This window comes from Klebsiella sp. WP8-S18-ESBL-06, from assembly GCF_014169755.1.
GTDB lineage: Bacteria > Pseudomonadota > Gammaproteobacteria > Enterobacterales > Enterobacteriaceae > Kluyvera > Kluyvera ascorbata_B.
The window spans coordinates 1,891,387-1,903,909 of sequence record NZ_AP022256.1 but is presented as its reverse complement, the minus strand read 5'-3'; the positions used below and the strand labels follow the sequence as shown (position 1 = coordinate 1,903,909).

General features: G+C 51.8%; 17 protein-coding genes and 1 pseudogene. 11 read left to right on the top strand and 7 right to left on the bottom strand.

All coding sequences use genetic code 11. The features are described 5' to 3' along the window. Positions 1–236: 236 nt before the first annotated feature. On the bottom strand, positions 237–527 hold the full coding sequence (locus tag H7R76_RS08905) for a tail fiber assembly protein (protein ID WP_502711069.1): 291 nt from the start codon (positions 525–527) through the stop codon (positions 237–239). Positions 528–592: 65 nt separating this feature from the next. Here H7R76_RS08905 and H7R76_RS08900 point away from each other — a divergent pair. From H7R76_RS08900 to H7R76_RS08860, 9 genes and pseudogenes are all read left to right on the top strand, one after another. Beyond that, positions 593–772, top strand: a pseudogene (locus H7R76_RS08900) (IS5/IS1182 family transposase); the annotation flags it as partial. Between the two features lie 102 nt (positions 773–874). Then, positions 875–1,855 carry an IS5-like element ISKpn26 family transposase gene (locus tag H7R76_RS08895; protein WP_068815383.1) on the top strand — a complete coding sequence of 327 codons (981 nt, stop codon included), beginning with the start codon at positions 875–877 and terminating at the stop codon, positions 1,853–1,855. Beyond that, the gene (locus H7R76_RS25245) at positions 1,837–2,235 is read left to right on the top strand and encodes a hypothetical protein (protein ID WP_182968079.1); all 399 of its coding nucleotides are present in this window, start codon (positions 1,837–1,839) and stop codon (positions 2,233–2,235) included. Before H7R76_RS08895 ends, H7R76_RS25245 begins: the two co-directional genes overlap by 19 nt. Further along, positions 2,232–2,930, top strand: coding sequence for a hypothetical protein (locus tag H7R76_RS08885; protein WP_182967561.1), 699 nt, complete (start codon positions 2,232–2,234; stop codon positions 2,928–2,930). Before H7R76_RS25245 ends, H7R76_RS08885 begins: the two co-directional genes overlap by 4 nt. After that, the gene (locus H7R76_RS08880; protein ID WP_182967559.1) at positions 2,927–3,529 is read left to right on the top strand and encodes an ead/Ea22-like family protein; all 603 of its coding nucleotides are present in this window, start codon (positions 2,927–2,929) and stop codon (positions 3,527–3,529) included. Before H7R76_RS08885 ends, H7R76_RS08880 begins: the two co-directional genes overlap by 4 nt. Positions 3,530–3,596: 67 nt before the next feature. Next, entirely contained in the window at positions 3,597–3,737 is a 141-nt protein-coding gene (locus H7R76_RS08875; protein ID WP_227673954.1) for a hypothetical protein, read from the top strand. A gap of 122 nt (positions 3,738–3,859) precedes the next feature. Then, the gene (locus H7R76_RS08870) at positions 3,860–4,162 is read left to right on the top strand and encodes a hypothetical protein (protein ID WP_182967557.1); all 303 of its coding nucleotides are present in this window, start codon (positions 3,860–3,862) and stop codon (positions 4,160–4,162) included. Beyond that, complete coding sequence (locus tag H7R76_RS08865) at positions 4,152–4,544, top strand: hypothetical protein (RefSeq protein ID WP_182967555.1); 393 nt, start codon at positions 4,152–4,154, stop codon at positions 4,542–4,544. Before H7R76_RS08870 ends, H7R76_RS08865 begins: the two co-directional genes overlap by 11 nt. A gap of 1 nt (position 4,545) precedes the next feature. Next, the gene (locus H7R76_RS08860) at positions 4,546–5,115 is read left to right on the top strand and encodes a 3'-5' exonuclease (RefSeq protein ID WP_182967553.1); all 570 of its coding nucleotides are present in this window, start codon (positions 4,546–4,548) and stop codon (positions 5,113–5,115) included. A gap of 119 nt (positions 5,116–5,234) precedes the next feature. Here the strand turns inward: H7R76_RS08860 and H7R76_RS08855 are convergent, their stop codons facing one another. Next, entirely contained in the window at positions 5,235–6,443 is a 1,209-nt protein-coding gene (locus tag H7R76_RS08855; RefSeq protein WP_182967551.1) for an IS256 family transposase, read from the bottom strand. Between the two features lie 60 nt (positions 6,444–6,503). Between H7R76_RS08855 and H7R76_RS25240 the strand changes: the two genes are divergently transcribed. Beyond that, positions 6,504–6,647, top strand: a complete 144-nt coding sequence (locus tag H7R76_RS25240; RefSeq protein ID WP_227673953.1) for a helix-turn-helix transcriptional regulator — start codon at positions 6,504–6,506, stop codon at positions 6,645–6,647. Here the strand turns inward: H7R76_RS25240 and H7R76_RS08850 are convergent. Continuing rightward, a complete protein-coding gene (locus H7R76_RS08850) occupies positions 6,628–7,809 on the bottom strand; it encodes a tyrosine-type recombinase/integrase (protein ID WP_182967550.1) in 1,182 nt (393 codons plus the stop codon). The two genes, H7R76_RS25240 and H7R76_RS08850, sit on opposite strands and share 20 nt — an antisense overlap. Positions 7,810–8,004: 195 nt before the next feature. Here H7R76_RS08850 and sbcB point away from each other — a divergent pair, with 195 nt between their 5' ends. Continuing rightward, positions 8,005–9,414: an exodeoxyribonuclease I gene (gene sbcB / locus H7R76_RS08845; RefSeq protein ID WP_502711068.1), complete on the top strand. Its 1,410-nt coding sequence runs from the start codon at positions 8,005–8,007 to the stop codon at positions 9,412–9,414. A gap of 101 nt (positions 9,415–9,515) precedes the next feature. On the opposite strand, the gene tsuB is transcribed toward sbcB, so the two are convergent. The 4 genes from tsuB to H7R76_RS25235 all read right to left on the bottom strand — a co-directional run bounded on the left by tsuB (position 9,516) and on the right by H7R76_RS25235 (position 12,406). Further along, a complete protein-coding gene (gene tsuB, locus H7R76_RS08840) occupies positions 9,516–9,740 on the bottom strand; it encodes a thiosulfate utilization sulfurtransferase TsuB/YeeD (RefSeq protein ID WP_106930031.1) in 225 nt (74 codons plus the stop codon). A 10-nt stretch (positions 9,741–9,750) separates the two neighbouring features. After that, positions 9,751–10,806 (bottom strand): thiosulfate utilization transporter TsuA/YeeE, encoded by a 1,056-nt coding sequence (gene tsuA, locus H7R76_RS08835; protein ID WP_106930071.1) that lies wholly within the window; start codon positions 10,804–10,806, stop codon positions 9,751–9,753. Between the two features lie 189 nt (positions 10,807–10,995). Continuing rightward, positions 10,996–12,354: a putrescine/proton symporter PlaP gene (gene plaP / locus H7R76_RS08830; protein WP_106930033.1), complete on the bottom strand. Its 1,359-nt coding sequence runs from the start codon at positions 12,352–12,354 to the stop codon at positions 10,996–10,998. After that, positions 12,344–12,406, bottom strand: a complete 63-nt coding sequence (locus tag H7R76_RS25235) for a hypothetical protein (protein ID WP_493817245.1) — start codon at positions 12,404–12,406, stop codon at positions 12,344–12,346. Before H7R76_RS25235 ends, plaP begins: the two co-directional genes overlap by 11 nt. Positions 12,407–12,523 lie beyond the last annotated feature (117 nt).

Genomic DNA, 12,523 nt, shown 5'->3' with positions numbered 1-12,523 from the left:
CTGTTTCACGACTATGAGTAAATGAGAGCAACAAAATGATAAATAAAGAAAATAAAACAACACGAAATTCATTTTGTACTTATTTATGTACTCAAAAATCAAAGCCGTATACATATCATTGTGTTGCTTCTCCGTGGTCGTATAGGATTATACCCAGCGCCACGGCATGAACACCTGGCCTACAGCTGCGGCTCGTAGCACATAATCACGAGCCGCAGCTCCCGATATCGAATGGCTTACTCTGTCGGTTTGACGGGCCAACAGATTGCGGGGGCGCTTGATATGTCCACCGCTTCCAGCGCATCGAGATAATCCAGCCACAAATTATATTGCTCTTTCTCTAACTCTTTCAGGCGCCCCATGGCTGCTTTGCCGGGCCATTGCTTGTTGTTGATATATGAATTGGCCTGGTCAATTCTGGCCTGTTTTTCAGCGGCAGCTGCAGCAACATCGGCAGCATGTTGCGCGTCAGTATTCGTCACCCATTCGGAACCATTCCATACGTCATACGGTGTTGATGGCGGCAGTTCAGTAAATCCTGTTTTTATCTCGCCAATATAGCCGACAATACTTGCTCTGCCGTCCGCTGTTGAGAGTGGGCTATCATCGTCGTTCGATAGCAGAAACCGCTATGTTCCGCATCAAAATCTTGCTGGGCGACTATCTGAGCCTGCGGGACTATGACGCGCAGGTGGGTGAAGCGATGGCAATGGCCAAGGCGCTGAACCGTATGACGTTGTTGGGAATGCCGCGCAGCATCTGGATCGCATAACGGGTGTACCAGCGAAAGCCATCCTGTCGGCTAAGGAAGGTGCGAACAAGTTCCTGATATGAGATCATCATATTCATCCGGAGCGCATCCCAGAGGGACATCATGAGCCATCAACTCACCTTCGCCGATAGTGAATTCAGCACTAAGCGCCGTCAGACCCGAAAAGAGATTTTCCTCTCCCGCATGGAGCATATTCTGCCATGGCAGAATATGACCGCTGTCATCGAGCCGTTTTATCCCAAGGCGGGCAATGGCCGACGGCCCTATCCGCTGGAGACCATGCTGCGTATTCACTGCATGCAGCATTGGTACAACCTGAGCGACGGTGCCATGGAAGATGCCCTGTACGAAATCGCCTCCATGCGCCTGTTTGCCCGATTATCCCTGGATAGCGCCCTGCCGGATCGCACCACCATCATGAATTTCCGCCACCTGCTCGAGCAGCATCAACTGGCCCGTCAATTGTTCAAGACCATCAATCGCTGGCTGGCCGAAGCAGGCGTCATGATGACCCAAGGCACTTTGGTGGATGCCACCATCATTGAGGCACCCAGCTCTACCAAGAACAAAGAGCAGCAACGCGATCCGGAGATGCATCAGACCAAGAAAGGCAATCAGTGGCACTTTGGCATGAAGGCCCACATTGGTGTCGATGCCAAGAGTGGCCTGACCCACAGCCTAGTCACCACCGCGGCCAACGAGCATGACCTCAATCAGCTGGGTAATCTGCTTCATGGAGAGGAGCAATTTGTCTCAGCCGATGCCGGCTACCAAGGAGCGCCACAGCGCGAGGAGCTGGCCGAGGTGGATGTGGACTGGCTGATCGCCGAGCGTCCCGGCAGGGTAAAAACCTTGAAGCAGCATCCGCGCAAGAACAAAACGGCCATCAACATCGAATACATGAAAGCCAGCATCCGTGCCAAGGTGGAGCACCCGTTTCGCATCATCAAGCGGCAGTTCGGCTTCGTGAAAGCCAGATACAAGGGGCTGCTGAAAAACGATAACCAACTGGCGATGTTATTCACCCTGGCCAACCTGTTTCGGGTGGACCAAATGATACGTCAGTGGGAGAGATCTCAGTAAAAACCGGAAATAACGCCAGAAATGGTGGAAAAAATAGCCTAAATAGGCTGATTCGATTGTTTGCGGGAAAAAAATCGGCCCAGATCCGCGAAATTTTAATCAGCGAGTCAGCTTGGGAAGAAATGACCTGCTTATTCGCACCTTCCCTAAGGCATCGCCCTGCGCACATCATCGTGCAGATGATTGAAGAACTGGTGACCAAATCCACTATGGCCGAACTGGAAGACTTCTTCCTTATATCGTCCTGGGATGGTGTTTGCGCTGATGCAAGCAAAGAAAGAGCCACAGTTATTGCCAGCATTCCTGCGCAGAAAGCTGCAGCGCAAGGGCTTACTCTGGCCATTACAACGGGAGCATTCTCCGCGAGGTCCTCACAATGAGTAATATTGATAACCGCGTGTTGATAGATACCGCACACCACCGACTGGAGATACTGCGTGACGATGGCGTATATCGTCACCTGCGCATGCAGCAGCCAGGGACCAACTTCTATTACTACGACATTATTACCTGGCCCGGTTATCTGACTGTTACCGGTGATATGGGAACTTGGACGTTTAGCCGCGCTCATGACATGTTCCGTTTCTTCGGTGCGTGGGACGGTCAGATCAATACCGGCTATTGGTCTGAAAAGTTGGAAGCTGGGGCGGGATGTTCGGCGCGGGAGCTACTGGCGAAAGAGTTTGATGAGGATGAATTTTGCGAAAGTCTGAAAGGGTACTTCAGCGGATGCCTAGAAGATAACGAAGCTAGCGACTCAGATGACGGTGATGATTGGGTCGATGCAGATGATACCCCTAACAGTGACAAAGCAGTGATACGCGAGATCGTTCGCGACCTATGCAGCGCAAACTTTTGCAATGAATATGACGCTTATCAGGCTGTTTATGACGCTGATTGGCCTGAAGGTTTTAGCGCTTGGGATATCTGCGACGGTCTGACCTTCAAAACGTATACGAGCCATTTCCGCTGGATATTGTTTGCCATCACCTGGGCTATTAGCAAATACCACAACACCAAGTTGGTTGGTAAGGCAATGGATACATTCCTCGCAGTGAAAGGGGCAGCCCAATGAACGATATCACCGCACTGATGGCGACCATGAAAGCGGCAGCAGAGAAAGCGACTCCTGGCCCGTGGTATGTACACGATAAGCCGTGTGAAGACGGCAATTATGGGATTGATACCAGCGATAAGGAGTTTTTGGCCGAGGCTGTAGTTTGGTGGGGATTTGCCCGTCAGAGCATCTGGCGCGAGGAGGACGCTAAATACATAGCCCTAGCTAACCCAGCCAACGTCAAGGTGCTGGTAGAAGCGCTGGAAGCTGGAGACACGGAAAATGAACGCATGGCTCGCGATTTGATTTCGCGGAATGGCGAGATAGAAGGTCTCCGTAAACGAGTTGAAGAACTGGAGGAAGTCGCCACCGATTACGGCATGAAGTTCCAGCGAGCGCAGGATGACCTGAAGAAGATGGCGCTGATGAAGTCCCGCACCGTCGCCGTGAAGTTTCCAGAAGTGCGTATCACCATTGCTGAATCAAAACTCCGTAATCTTACATATCAGCAGTTGGACGCTTATAACGCTGGCGCGACGAGAGCCGCCGTGAAACTCAGTCAAGTGCTGGCCGCCGCTGGCATCCAGGTTATCGAAGGAGAGCAGAAGAATAGCTAATTCACTACTTGAAGCCTGCAACAACTGGCAGATTCAGCGAGCCGAGATACTAGCTCGCAATCCTGATATGGACCTGACCATTCAAAAACTGGACATGATGATTGAGCACTCTGTGCGTTCTGCTATCGACATTGCTCACCGCGTTGATTGGGATTTCCGTGAAGCCGAGAAAGCGGCTAAGCGGGTTATCGAAGGAGAAGGACAATGATAGCAATAACCGGAACAATTCTGGTCTGGGCGTTAATCGGCATTGCGGGAATAGGCGCTGCTGTATGCGCCGTTGTCGGCTTCATGTTTCTCACTGGATATAAGCGCTAAGGAGCAGCGATTATGACAATCAAAACGGTGAAACCAGAAGGGCCATTTGTCCTAATGACGCTGGAGGGTGACGACATTCTCTTTGATGAGCGTGGCATTGTGTTGATGCTCGGTAGGCCAAAACGTATGGACGTAAAGAGAAACTATTTTGAGTCTGATTTAGGTGACGGTAAGGCCAAATACTGGACATTGAATATCGATGAGGCGCAAAAGTTCGGCACGATGGACGAGGCTACGACACAGCTTTGCAAGCTGAAAAACCCTCACTTAATCAAGGTCCGCAAACTCCAAGGGGTGCCAGAAAATGACCAATAAGCAGTTAACAGATGGCGTTATTGATGTTTGGTTCAATGCAGCTAAGGCTGCGATTCATCACCCTGCAACCCCGCGAAATGAGCACTCTCACGCGTTTGCGGCGTACACGTTAGCGCAAGAGGTAAGGAAGTTACGCGCAGAGCTTCAGGAACACCGGAAAGCAGCAATTCCTGCTGGATGGAAACTAGTGCCAATCGAGCCAACAGAAGGCATGATCGTTGATGGTTTAGAGTCTGAACCTGATGAATTTTTTAGTGACGCGAAAATATGGGCAGAATATGAAGCAATGAGTGGATGCCAACAGGCCGCTCACCGCGCAAAACTTTGCTGGGCAGCAATGCTTTCAGCCGCACCAACAGCACCAGAACAGGAGAATATTTAACGTGAACCATTTAATGATCGACCTCGAAACCATGGGCAATAAACCAAATGCGCCCATCGTCTCCATCGGTGCTGTGTTTTTTGATCCCTCACTCGGTGGCCTGGGGAAAGAGTTCTACCAGGTTGTCACCCTTAAAAGTTCAGTAGATGGCGGCGCTGTTCCGGACCCTGAAACGATTATGTGGTGGATGCAGCAAAGCGAAAAGGCAAGGCTAGCTATCTGCGATAAAGAATCCGCAGTAAGCATAGCTACGGCACTAAGCAGCCTAAGTTGCTTTATTCGTGACAACACCAATCCTGACAAAGTCCAGGTATGGGGCAACGGTGCAACGTTTGATAACGTCATTTTACGGTCCAGCTATGAGCGTGAATGGATTCCTTGTCCATGGCCATTCTGGAACGATCGTGATGTCAGAACTATCGTCGAACTGGGAAGGCAAGTAGGAATTAACCCGCGCCGCGACATTCCGTTTGAAGGCGATATGCATAATGCCCTAGCCGATGCCAAACATCAGGCTAAGTACGTGTCAGCCATCTGGCAGCGTCTTATTCCTACTCAGAAAGGCCTTTAGGCCGTTGGAGGTGGCTTATGGCCGATATCGAAATGATTAACGAAAAAGAAGTAATGCAAATGATGCATGTGTCGTCGCGCATGACGACCCTGTACATGATTCTGTGTAAATGCCTTTTCTCAGAAGTGACCGTCCAGGCGGTCACCGAACTCGATAATAAAGCGGCTCATCGCCATACGCCAGTCCCTCAGCGGCATCGTCCATTTCTGTGATGCAGCCTGGATTGCCAGCCACACCACCTTTTTCACTGCGTCGTCTGTCGGGAACACCTTACGCTTTTTGATGGCATGCCGGATCACGCTATTCAGCGACTCGATGGCATTCGTGGTGTAGATCACCTTGCGGATGTCTGCCGGGTAAGAGAAGAACGTCGCCAGGTTGGCCCAGTTTGCCTGCCAGCTCCGGCTTATCTGCGGGTAGCGACCGTCCCAGGCGCTGGCGAACGCTTCCAGCGCCTGCTGGCCTGCCTCTTCCGTGGGGGCCTGATAGATGGCCTTCAGGTCGCGGGTGACGGCTTTGTAGTCCTTCCAGGAGACGAACCGCAGGCTGTTGCGTACCATATGCACGATGCACAGCTGGATGCGGGCTTCCGGATACACCGTGTTGATGGCGTCCGGGAAGCCTTTCAGGCCGTCGACACAGGCGATGAGGATATCGTTCAGGCCGCGGTTTTTTAGTTCTGTCAGCACATTGAGCCAGAACTTCGCTCCTTCATTTTCGGCCAGCCACATACCCAGCAGTTCTTTCTGGCCTTCGATATTGATACCCAGCGCCAGGAACACGGATTTGTTGATGACGCGACTATCTTGCCGAACTTTAATGACGATACAGTCAAGATAAACAATGGGATAGACGGCATCCAGTGGCCGATTTTGCCATTCGACAACCTGCTCAATGACAGCATCTGTCACCTTTGAGACCAGCGCTGGCGAGACGTCGGCGTCATACAGCTCTTTAAACGCGGCGGCGATTTCGCGGGTGGTCATCCCTTTGGCATACAACGATAAAATCTGGTTATCCATGCCGGTGATCCGGGTCTGGTTCTTCTTCACCAGTTGAGGTTCAAAGGAACCTTCACGATCGCGCGGTGTACGCAACTCCAGCGGGCCATCGCCAGTGATAACGGTCTTTTGGGTATAGCCGTTACGGGCGTTGGTGCCCGGTTTTAGCTGATTTTTATCATAACCGAGATGATGGGTCATTTCGGCATTGAGCGCCGCCTCGACGCTGATTTTCTTCAGCAGGCGATCGAACTGGTTGAGATCCTCAGGGGTTTTGAGATTTTTGGCCAGTTCATTAGCCAGAGCCTGCAACTGTTTTTCGTCCATAAATTAACCTGTTTTTGATGTTGGATTGAACATATCAAAATCAGGCAATTACACAAATCTATGTACAGGCTCCGCATGACCATCTGGAAATACACGGAAAATCATAATTTCCCGAAACCGATACGCACCCACCCAAAACAGTACCTTCGTTCTGCGGTGGAGGCGTGGATATTGAATGGAGGCGTCAACCAGAGACCTTCTTAATATGCCAGTATATCTTCTCGGCATACAACTCATACGCAGCTTTCTGTTCAGCGATCCAGTCGTGCTTGTTATAAACGGAAAGCACCCCTCCAAGCTCATGCCCCAGCATTTTTTCAATCACATGCGGGGCAACCCCCTCCTCAGATAATCTGGTCGCCAGCGTCCTTCTAAAATCATGCGCGGTAAATTCCCCGATACCTAAAGACTGCTGAATCCTTCTCAGATAGCGATTGGCTCCGGCAATCGTCATCGATGTTTTCAGATCAGGGCCGGGGAACAGAATATTGCCGTATGTCATTTCTGCCTTTTTCAGCAATTCATCTGCCGCTTCAAAAATTGGCCGTCTGATACTTTTGTTCGTTTTGCTTTTTTCAGCTGGCACAATCCACACTCCCTCCTCCCGATCGAATTCTTCCTTAACAGATAAGCGCATTTCGCTATTTCTCGCACCGTAAAGCATAAGCAACTGGTGAAGCAACTTGTTTGATGTAGAGGCGCGGCTCCGCTCAATAGCCAGCCATAATTTGGCTAATTGATTGTAGCTAAGCGTGACCTCTCCTACAGCAGGTTTAACGCCTACATCCTTCGGTAATAACAGGAGTATGTCAGGGTTTCCAACAAACTGGCGACGAGAGCACCAGCTAATAGCTGAGCGCAATTGAACAAGCAGCTCCCGCGCACGACGTGGGTTAATCCTCTCTTCTTCGGTAAATCGCTCAACCCAAAGCCTAACCGGAATGTCTTCCACAGGGACGCCCGGGAAAGCATCACTCATGTGCTTTATCACGGTCGATTTATAAAGAGCTCTTGTCTTTTCCCGCAACACAACATCAACATAATTTTCCTGCCAGTAGTCCAGGCAATCTTTTACGGTCGGCTGCCGGTTAACTTTTTCCTTTCCGGTTAGCGTCCTGGGGTCCAATCCCTTATCGACGGATTCTCTTAAATCTGCAACCATGTTACGTGCGTCGCGGAGAGTCAGGGCCGGGTAACGCCCGAGACCGAGGCGGTGCTGTTTTCCATCACGCCGGAACCTGAACTGAAAGCTGATCACGCCTCGGGGAGTAATGCGAATCCCAAGCCCGTCAGAATCAGTAATTTCAGCTGGGCCGGAATATGGTTTACCATAGATAGAGCGAAGTTTTGTGTCACTGATCGCCATAATAGTTTTCTGTACTCATGAATTGATGATTTATGTACTTAATCTGTACTTAATATCGCATGTACGAACATAAACAACAATATCAACGCATGTACAAACAAGAGCGCTCAATGACAATAATTGCAATTTAAAACCTATAAATCAGTTACATACAACATCAGGCGTGTACATCAGGTGACAGTAAAAAACGATACTATACAAAGAACATTCCTCTTTCACGACTACGAAACCTTTGGAACCAGCCCTTCCCTCGACAGACCCGCGCAGTTCGCCGCTATCCGTACCGATAAAGACTTTACTATCATCGGTGAGCCAGAGGTCTTTTACTGTAAACCTGCGGACGATTATCTGCCGCAGCCAGAAGCGGTGCTGATTACCGGCATTACGCCGCAGGAGGCGCGTGCGAAAGGGGAAAATGAGGCCGCATTTGCCAAACGCATCCACGACATTTTCACCGTGCCGGATACCTGCGTGGTGGGCTACAACAACGTCCGCTTCGATGATGAAGTGACGCGCAATATCTTCTATCGTAACTTTTACGACCCCTATGCCTGGAGCTGGCAGAATCGCAACTCGCGCTGGGACCTTCTTGATGTGATGCGCGCCTGCTACGCCCTCCGCCCGGACGGCATCAACTGGCCGGAAAACGAGGACGGCCTCCCGAGTTTTCGTCTGGAGCACCTGACCAAAGCCAACGGTATTGAGCACAGTAACGCCCACGATGCGATGGCGGATGTTTATGCCACTATCGCCATGGCAAAGCTGGTAAAAACGCAGCAGCCGAAGCTGTTCGACTACCTGTATGCCTACCGCGGCAAGAACAAGCTGATCACGCTGATTGACGTGCCGCAAATGAAGCCGCTGGTTCATGTTTCTGGCATGTTCGGCGCATGGCGTGGTAATACCAGTTGGGTCGCGCCGCTGGCCTGGCATCCGGATAACCGTAATGCGGTGATTATGGTCGATCTGGCAGGCGACATAAGCCCGCTGCTGACGCTGGACGCCGATGCGCTACGCGAACGGTTATATACCGCCAAAGCCGATCTCGGCGACAATGTGCCGGTGCCGATTAAACTGGTGCACCTGAACAAATGTCCGATACTGGCGCAGGCGAATACTCTGCGACCGGAAGACGCCGATCGCTTGGGCATCAACCGCCAGCACTGCCTGGATAACCTCAAGCTGCTGCGCGACAACCCGCTGGTACGTGAGAAAGTGGTCGCCATTTTTGCCGAGGCAGAGCCATTTGTTCCGTCGGACAACGTCGATGCGCAGCTCTACAACGGTTTCTTTAGCGATGCCGACCGCGCAGCGATGAAAATTGTACTGGAAACCGAGCCGCGTAACCTGCCGGCGCTGGATATCACTTTCGCCGACAAACGAATTGAAAAACTGCTCTTTAACTTCCGGGCGCGCAACTTCCCCGGCACGCTTGATGAGACCGAGCAGCAGCGTTGGCTGGAGCACCGCCGACAGATTTTTACGCCGGAATTTTTACACGCCTATGCTCAGGAGCTGGAGACGCTGTACGGTCAGTATGAAGGAAATAACGAGAAGCTGACTTTGTTGAAGGCGCTGTATCAATACGCGCAGGAGATAGTGTAAGCACTGACTGATAGGCGTAGCGTCATCAGGCGCTACAGCGCCGCTTGCCGGATAAGAGCGTTGGCATATTCGACAAGCGGCATCACGTTATGCTGATAGCATTATTTCTGTACGGTAATCGTCCACGCCGCATCGCCGGACTGCTGATAGTCGGTCACCGTAAACCCCTCTTCTGCCGCCCACTGTGGGATGGCCTCCGTCGCCTGAGTACAGTCAAATTCAATGACCAGTTGGTCGCCGCGGGACAGCTCCGCCATCGCCGCTTTCGCTTCAATTAACGGGAACGGGCAAACCTGCGTGACAACATCCAGTTTCTTAATAACCATTTTCTACTCCTTAAGCCGCTGCGGTTTTCAGCTTAGCTTTCCGCTGCGGGCGAACATACAACATCCACGACGCAGACCACACGCCGAGGATCATAAATACCAGGCCAATCCAGCCCTGCCAGGTCATCATCGCGGTCATCACCAGACCATTACCGATGGAACAACCGCCAGCAATGCTTGCGCCAAAGCCCATCAGGACACCGCCACCGGCGCTACGCAGCGTGGTGCTGGCATCCGCGGCGCGAACGCGAAACTCACGGCTGGCTTTTGCGGCAATAAACGAACCGATAAAGATACCCAGCACCAGGAAGACGCCCCAGTTGAGGAACTTCGCATTGCCGCCGACCAGAAACTGCAGAATATTGGCCGTCGGTGAGGTTATCCCCAGGCCAAACATACGGCCGGTAGCTTCGCTCAACGGCCAGGCCAGCAGCGCAATCAGGCCAATCAGCACGGCCGTTACGAACGGATGCCAGCGTTTTTCAAACAGAATATGCGCCAGCCCGCGGCGACGCGGCGGCAGCGAGGCCACCTTTAGCTTCGGCTTACGCAGTTCTTTACGTACCAGCCACAGCGTCACCACCACCAGCAGCGCAATCATCGGCCACACGGAAATATTGAGGGTTTCGGCAATACCGTTGTGGGCCGTCGTGTGCTGGCCAAGAAAGGCGTTCAGCCCCGCCGCATGTGGAGAACGCATGACCGCACTCATAACCATATAGGTCACCAGAGCAATCCAACTGCCGATCAGCCCTTCCCCGGCGCGATACCAGGTGCCGGTAGCGCAGCCGCCCGCATAAACGATACCCATACCGAAAACAAAACCGCCAACTACCGTGCCCAGCCACGGGAATGCTCCGGCATCGTACTGCACCAGCCCAAGCTGAATGAGCGAGAAAACGCCGATACTCTGGATACAGATAGCAATCAGCAGCGCATAAAACATACGGTTATTTTTGGCGATATACATGTCGCGAAAGCCGCCCGTCAGACAGAAACGACCGCGCTGCATAACGAATCCCAGTAAGGCCCCGCAAATTATTCCGCTTATTATCATGTGCAACATAAGAATCAATTAACTCAATATAATCAGGTCTGAAATTATTCCTGACCGAGCCTGACCGCACCAATAACCAAAAGCTCTATATTATTACCGGTGGTTATTAATGAAGTTTTTTTTAGTCGCTCATGACATGAAAGCAAAAAAAAACCGGAGGCCCAGGCCTCCGGTTTTGCAACCATCGTTTTAATTCAGTTATGCAACATCTTCGTACTGCGGAACCGGGTTACGGAAGCTTTTGGTCACACAGGCCAGGTAAATCAGGCCGATACCGGCCCAGATCAGGCCCAGAACCATTGAGCTCTCTTCCAGGTTCACCCACAGTGCGCCAACGGTCAGCGCGCCGCAGATCGGCAGGAACAGGTACTGGAAGTGATCTTTCAGCGTCTTGTTACGCTTCTCACGGATCCAGAACTGAGAAATCACGGACAGGTTGACGAAGGTGAACGCCACCAGCGCACCGAAGTTAATCAGCGCGGTTGCCATCACCAGGTCGAAGTTAATCGCCAGCAGCGCAATCGCCCCCACCAGGATGATGTTCATCGCCGGCGTACGCCAGGTCGGATGCACGTAACCGAAGAAGCTTTTCGGGAACACGCCGTCACGGCCCATCACGTACATCAGGCGCGCCACGCCAGCGTGCGCCGCCATACCGGAAGCCAGCACGGTGATGGTCGAGAAGATCAGCGCGCCAACCTGGAAGGCTTTACCCGCCACGTACAGCATGATTTCTGGCTGTGAGGCGTCCGGATCTTTAAAACGAGAGATATCCGGGAAGTACAGCTGCAGGAAATAGGTGGAGAAGATGAAGATCATGCCACCAATCAGCGCCGTCAGGAAGATAGCACGCGGAATCACACGCTCAGCGTCTTTGGTTTCTTCAGACAGGTTGCTGATACCGTCAAAGCCGGTAAACGAGAAGCACAGAATCGTTGCCCCGGTAATCATCGGGATCACGTGTGCGTCACCCGACCAGAATGGACGGTTGCTTGCCAGCGTACCGGCACCTTCGCCGTGCGCCACGCCATAGATAACCATGCCCAGAATGACGGCAATCAGCACCACCTGGAACAACACGATAACGGTGTTGAAGTTGGCGACAGATTTAATGCTGCGCAGGTTAAACGCGGTCATAAAGGCCACCAGTGCAATGACGAATACCCATGACGGAATCGACGGCACCAGCGCTTCAAAATAGATTTTTGCCAGCAGGATGTTGATCATCGGCGCGAACAGATAGTCGAGCAGAGAAGACCAACCCACCATAAAGCCAACGGTCGGGCTAATGGATTTCTGGGCATAAGTGTAGGCAGAGCCCGCCGACGGATAGCGGCGTACCAGCTTACCATAGCTCAGGGCAGTGAACAGAATCGCCACCAGAGCGAAAGCATAAGCTGTTGGCACATGACCGTCGGTCATGCCAGATACGATACCGAACGTATCAAACAGCGTCATCGGCTGCATATAGGCAAGGCCCATCATAACAACCGGAATAAGCGTAAGCGTTTTACGTAATTCCACGCGAGAGGTGTTTGGAGTAATGTTATGCGACACGGTTAGTCCCCTTGACGGCGATAGCCGGTGCAAAATTGAAAAATTGCCCCATTTTTTTTCTGTTTCCTCAGCGACAACGACTGTCGTTTTTTAAGTAAGTATCTATCCGGTACGAAGCCCGGCCTCTTTTATTTGATGGTTGTTTTGATGTAAAAAAAATAACCGACGC

Excerpts from the sequence above, each read along its gene's own strand:
- H7R76_RS08875 (WP_227673954.1), top strand. The coding sequence starts at position 3,597 with ATGGACCTGACCATTCAAAAACTGGACATGATGATTGAGCACTCTGTG.
- H7R76_RS08870 (WP_182967557.1), top strand. The coding sequence starts at position 3,860 with ATGACAATCAAAACGGTGAAACCAGAAGGGCCATTTGTCCTAATGACG.
- H7R76_RS08855 (WP_182967551.1), bottom strand. The coding sequence starts at position 6,443 with ATGGACGAAAAACAGTTGCAGGCTCTGGCTAATGAACTGGCCAAAAAT.
- H7R76_RS08895 (WP_068815383.1), top strand. The coding sequence starts at position 875 with ATGAGCCATCAACTCACCTTCGCCGATAGTGAATTCAGCACTAAGCGC.
- tsuA (WP_106930071.1), bottom strand. The coding sequence starts at position 10,806 with ATGTTGCACATGATAATAAGCGGAATAATTTGCGGGGCCTTACTGGGA.
- H7R76_RS08865 (WP_182967555.1), top strand. The coding sequence starts at position 4,152 with ATGACCAATAAGCAGTTAACAGATGGCGTTATTGATGTTTGGTTCAAT.
- H7R76_RS08850 (WP_182967550.1), bottom strand. The coding sequence starts at position 7,809 with ATGGCGATCAGTGACACAAAACTTCGCTCTATCTATGGTAAACCATAT.
- tsuB (WP_106930031.1), bottom strand. The coding sequence starts at position 9,740 with ATGGTTATTAAGAAACTGGATGTTGTCACGCAGGTTTGCCCGTTCCCG.
- H7R76_RS25240 (WP_227673953.1), top strand. The coding sequence starts at position 6,504 with ATGTACAGGCTCCGCATGACCATCTGGAAATACACGGAAAATCATAAT.
- H7R76_RS08885 (WP_182967561.1), top strand. The coding sequence starts at position 2,232 with ATGAGTAATATTGATAACCGCGTGTTGATAGATACCGCACACCACCGA.
- H7R76_RS08880 (WP_182967559.1), top strand. The coding sequence starts at position 2,927 with ATGAACGATATCACCGCACTGATGGCGACCATGAAAGCGGCAGCAGAG.